Annotated in this window: 4 protein-coding genes; 2 read left to right on the forward strand and 2 right to left on the reverse strand. The window is 64.1% G+C overall.

What is annotated here, in order from left to right; all coding sequences use genetic code 11:
- Together QZT63_RS04705 and QZT63_RS04710 are read left to right on the forward strand one after the other, a co-directional pair.
- A partial coding sequence (locus tag QZT63_RS04705; protein WP_290649027.1) for a hypothetical protein occupies positions 1-223 on the forward strand: 223 nt, incomplete at its 5' end.
- A gap of 331 nt (positions 224-554) precedes the next feature.
- The gene (locus tag QZT63_RS04710) at positions 555-1,499 is read left to right on the forward strand and encodes a 3-hydroxyacyl-CoA dehydrogenase (RefSeq protein WP_290649029.1); all 945 of its coding nucleotides are present in this window, start codon (positions 555-557) and stop codon (positions 1,497-1,499) included.
- A gap of 95 nt (positions 1,500-1,594) precedes the next feature.
- Here QZT63_RS04710 and QZT63_RS04715 read toward each other — a convergent pair whose 3' ends face one another.
- Complete coding sequence (locus tag QZT63_RS04715) at positions 1,595-2,347, reverse strand: glucose 1-dehydrogenase (RefSeq protein ID WP_290649031.1); 753 nt, start codon at positions 2,345-2,347, stop codon at positions 1,595-1,597.
- A complete protein-coding gene (gene hisD / locus QZT63_RS04720; RefSeq protein WP_290649032.1) occupies positions 2,344-3,654 on the reverse strand; it encodes a histidinol dehydrogenase in 1,311 nt (436 codons plus the stop codon). Before hisD ends, QZT63_RS04715 begins: the two co-directional genes overlap by 4 nt.
- Positions 3,655-4,178: the final 524 nt, after the last annotated feature.

The raw sequence follows: 4,178 nt of genomic DNA on the forward strand, positions 1-4,178 counted from the left end.
GATCACCCAGATCCCCGAGGAGGATCTGCAGCGCGTCCAGGAGGCCACCAATGAGGTGATTGTCCGGGGCGCCTGCGAGGACCCGCGGCACGCCATGGTCTACCACTCGCAGATCAGCTACTTGAAGGAGTACGCCACCTGGCGGGATTTGTCGGTGCCGTTTAACCTGAGCCGGACCATGGACAATCTGCCATCCCTCGAGGAAATCGAGGAGTGCCTCTAAGCGGCTGAGGCCGAACAGGCGGACGCGCCCGTGGCCGGGCATTGGCCACGGGCGCGCTTCTCCAACGCGCCGAATCCTGTACTCCTCGGGCACCACCGGGAAGCCCAAGTGCATCGTCCACGGCGCCGGCGGGCTGCGGCTCATCCTCGCCAAGGAGCTAATCCTCCGCGGGGACGTGTGCGCGGGCGACCGCCTGCTGTACTTCACCACCTCCGGCTGGATGATCTGGACCGCGATCGGTGCCCCGCTTGCCGGGCACTCGGGTGATGCCTAATATGCTGGGGGCGGGTCGGCAAGGTGATACATGGGGCGGATCGGAGGAGAGCTCGGCATGGGCAGCACCGTCGCGGTTATCGGCGCGGGATTGATCGGGCGCGCCTGGGCCATCGTCTTCGCGCGAGCGGGCGTGCCCGTTCGCCTCTTCGATGTGGACCAGTCGACGCTCAAGGCCGCTCGGGAGGCAATGGCAACCTCCCTGCATGATCTGGAGGCGGCGGGCCTGATCAGCGCATCGGGCGAGATCCTGGACCGTGTCACGCTGTCCAGCGACCTGCACGACGCGCTGCAAGGCGCAGACTATGTCCAGGAATGCGGCCCCGAGAATACGGATATTAAACGATCCATCTACTCGGAGATGGAGCGCCACGCCTACGGCAATGCCATCCTCGCCAGTTCCACGTCGGGTATCGTCGCATCCGAATTTACCGGTCACCTTGAACGGCCTTGGCGGTGCTTGGTGGCCCACCCCGTCAACCCGCCCTATCTTGTGCCATTGGTCGAGGTTGTCCCCGGACCGCAGACGGCCCCCGAGGTGGTCGAACGCACCATGGCGCTGATGCGCCAGATCGGGCAGAAGCCCATCCACGTGCGTCGGGAGATCGAGGGGTTCGTGCTCAATCGCTTGCAGGGGGCGTTGCTCACCGAGGCACTGCGTCTGTTCCAGGACGGGTACGTCTCGGCGGAGGACATCGACAAGACGGTCAAGGACGGCCTGGGCCTGCGATGGTCGTTCATGGGTGCGCTGGAAACCATCGACCTGAACGCCCCGGGAGGGGTCGTGGACTATGCGCGCCGCTACGGTCCCCTCTACACCACCGTCGACATGCAACGCACCGGGCCTGCGCCCTGGAACGACGAGGTACTCGCGGCCCTTGAAACGGAGCTGCGTCGTCAGCGCCCCGCGGCCGAGCTGCCTGCACGCCAGGAGTGGCGTGACCGTCGGCTAATGGCCCTGGTCGCCCATAAGCAGGCCGCCACGGACGAGCTCGGCTCCTGATTTGCTCGGTTGGTGCACGACGGTTGGTCAGCCCGCGAGTCGATGCAGCGGGGCGCGCCAGGCGCACCCCCGCCCCAGGCCACTGAGGGTGTCAGTCAGTGGGCCGTCCAGCCGCCATCGACCATCAAGGCGCTGCCCGTGACCAACGCCGCGGCGGGTGAGGCGAGAAACACCACCGGCCCCATGATGTCTTCGAGCTGGCCGATGCGCCCCAGCGGGATCTGCGCCAGGACGGTCTCTCGAAACCCCGGCTCCTGGAAGAATGGCGCTGTCATGGGCGTCTCCACGAAGGTCGGGCAGAGGCTGTTGACCCGAATGCCCTGTGCCCCGAGTTCGACAGCCATGGCCTTGGTCATCCCTTCCACGGCGGCCTTGGATGCGCAGTAGAGGCTGCGGTTGGGCGCGCCGACGTGGCCCATCTGGGAGGACATATTGATGACACTGCCGCCGCTTGGCATGCTTTCCACCACGTGCTGCGTCACGAAGTAGGTGGCCCGTACATTGAGCCCCATTACCGCGTCGTAATCGCCCTGGGTGGTCTCGGCAAGCGGCTTCGGACGATTGGTGCCGGCGTTATTGACGAGAATGTCAAAAACAGCTCCCGCCAGGGCATCCCGTATGGCATCGAGGTCATTGATATCGAGCGCCACGGCTTCGGCCTGCAGCGCCCCCTGACGGAACGCTTCGACGACCTGTGCGAGTTCCTCGGCGTTGCGCGCGACCAATGTCACGCGGGCGCCTGCCTGCGCCAGCGCGCAGGCCGCCGCAAGGCCCAATCCCTTGGTTGCCCCTGTCACCAGAGCGCTGCGCCTGTCCAGGCGCAGGCTCGGCGTCGTGGGCAGTTTCATGCGTCCACCGCCGCCGCGTAAGGTACATCCCGCTTGCCGTAGCGACGCACCCGCTCATTGGCCTGCTCGCCATGGCCGGCGAACCCCTCCAGTGCGCACAGGCGCGAGCAGTAGCCGCCGATTTCCGCTGACGCTTCGTCAGTGAGTACCTTCTGGTACGTGCACGTCTTCAGGAACTTACCAACCCACAGCCCGCCCGTGTAGCGTGCCGCTTTCATGGTGGGCAGCGTGTGGTTGGTGCCGATCACCTTGTCGCCATAGGCCACATTGGTGCGCGGCCCCAGGAACAGGGCGCCGTAGTTAGTGAGCTTCTCCAGGTAATCATCGGGGTTTCTGGTCATGACCTGCACGTGCTCGTAGGCCATCTCGTCGGCGACCTGTAGCATCTCCTCTTCGGTGTCACAGACAATCACCTCGCCGTAGTTCTCCCAGGACTGGCGCGCGGCGTCGGCCGTGGGCAGCTTCTTCAGCAGCTCGTCGATCTTCTCCAGCGTGTCTTTGGCCAGCGACTCCGAGTTGGTCAGCAGCGCGCAGGGCGAGTTGGTGCCGTGCTCCGCCTGTCCCAGCAAATCAGTGGCACACAGTAGTCCATCGACACTGTCATCGGCGATCACCAGCGACTCGGTGGGGCCCGCAAAGAGGTCGATCCCGACGCGACCGAACAGCTGCCGCTTGGCCTCGGCAACAAAGGCATTGCCGGGGCCGACCAGCATATCGACCGGAGAAATGCTGTCGGTACCAATGGCCATGGCGCCCACCGCCTGCACGCCACCCAGCACGAGAATCTCGTCGGCGCCCGCCATGTGCATGGCGGTGATAATCGCCGGGTGTGGCTTGCCCTTGTAGGGCGGAGCTGCGGCCACCACGCGCTTGACACCGGCAACCTTGGCAGTCAGGACGCTCATGTGCGCGGAGGCCACCATCGGGTAGCCGCCGCCCGGGATGTAACATCCCACCGCATTCACGGGAAGGTGCTTGTGGCCCAGTACGACACCGGGACGCGTTTCCACTTCGATGTCTTGCATGGAGGCCCGCTGGGCTTCGGCAAAGCGGCGGATCTGAGCCTGGGCAAAGCGTATATCCTCGCGATTCCGGGCAGAGACCTCGGAGACTGCCTGCTCGATCTCATCCTGGCTCAATTGAAAACTCTGCGGTGACCAGTTGTCGAATTTCTCCGACAGCTCACGGACCGCCGTATCGCCACGCGCTTCGATATCGACGAGTGTCGACTCGACGAGTTCACGAACCTTGCGGTCGGCTTCTACCCGAGCCTCCTGGGTGGCGCCGGACTTGAGATGGCGAATCATTGAGCACCTCCTGCTTGTACTGGCTCATGCGAATCGACTCGGATACGCACACGTGCTATCCGATCTTCCGGAGCGTAATGCGAGCCTTCGTTGCAAAGGATAGGACAATGTGCTAGCAAATCTAGTGGTTTCTACTCAATGAACCTAATGAACCCGCCCTCCTGGCGCGCTTCAGCGACCGGGTAGCGTTTGCCGGGGTGCAGTCAATATGTCACACGCAGCTCGAACTCACACAAAGGCTTTACTTTTGCTGGGGCATCATCCGCGACACGCAGCAGTTCCAGGGGCGTTGACCCCGCGCAGTCGAGTGCCCTGGCGAGGGCCCGGGGGGCTGATATGCTTGTAACTGCGAGGGTGAGAAAGCCGTCTGGCCCGCTGAGGTGCTTTGCCCCGAGCAGCGTGATGAGCCAATTTGAAAAATCCCCAGGAGAAGACCCCATGAAACGTATGACTCGACTGGCCATTGGTGGCCTTGCCGCCACCGGCATTGCCTTTGGTAGCCTCTCCGCAACCGCGCAGGCCGA

Origin of the sequence: Aquisalimonas sp., from assembly GCF_007120195.1 — a bacterium.
Taxonomy (GTDB): domain Bacteria; phylum Pseudomonadota; class Gammaproteobacteria; order Nitrococcales; family Aquisalimonadaceae; genus Aquisalimonas.

What these genes read in the sequence shown, in the direction of transcription:
- QZT63_RS04710 (WP_290649029.1), top strand. Translation starts at nt 555, where the DNA reads ATGGGCAGCACCGTCGCGGTTATCGGCGCGGGATTGATCGGGCGCGCC.
- QZT63_RS04715 (WP_290649031.1), bottom strand. Translation starts at nt 2,347, where the DNA reads ATGAAACTGCCCACGACGCCGAGCCTGCGCCTGGACAGGCGCAGCGCT.
- hisD (WP_290649032.1), bottom strand. Translation starts at nt 3,654, where the DNA reads ATGATTCGCCATCTCAAGTCCGGCGCCACCCAGGAGGCTCGGGTAGAA.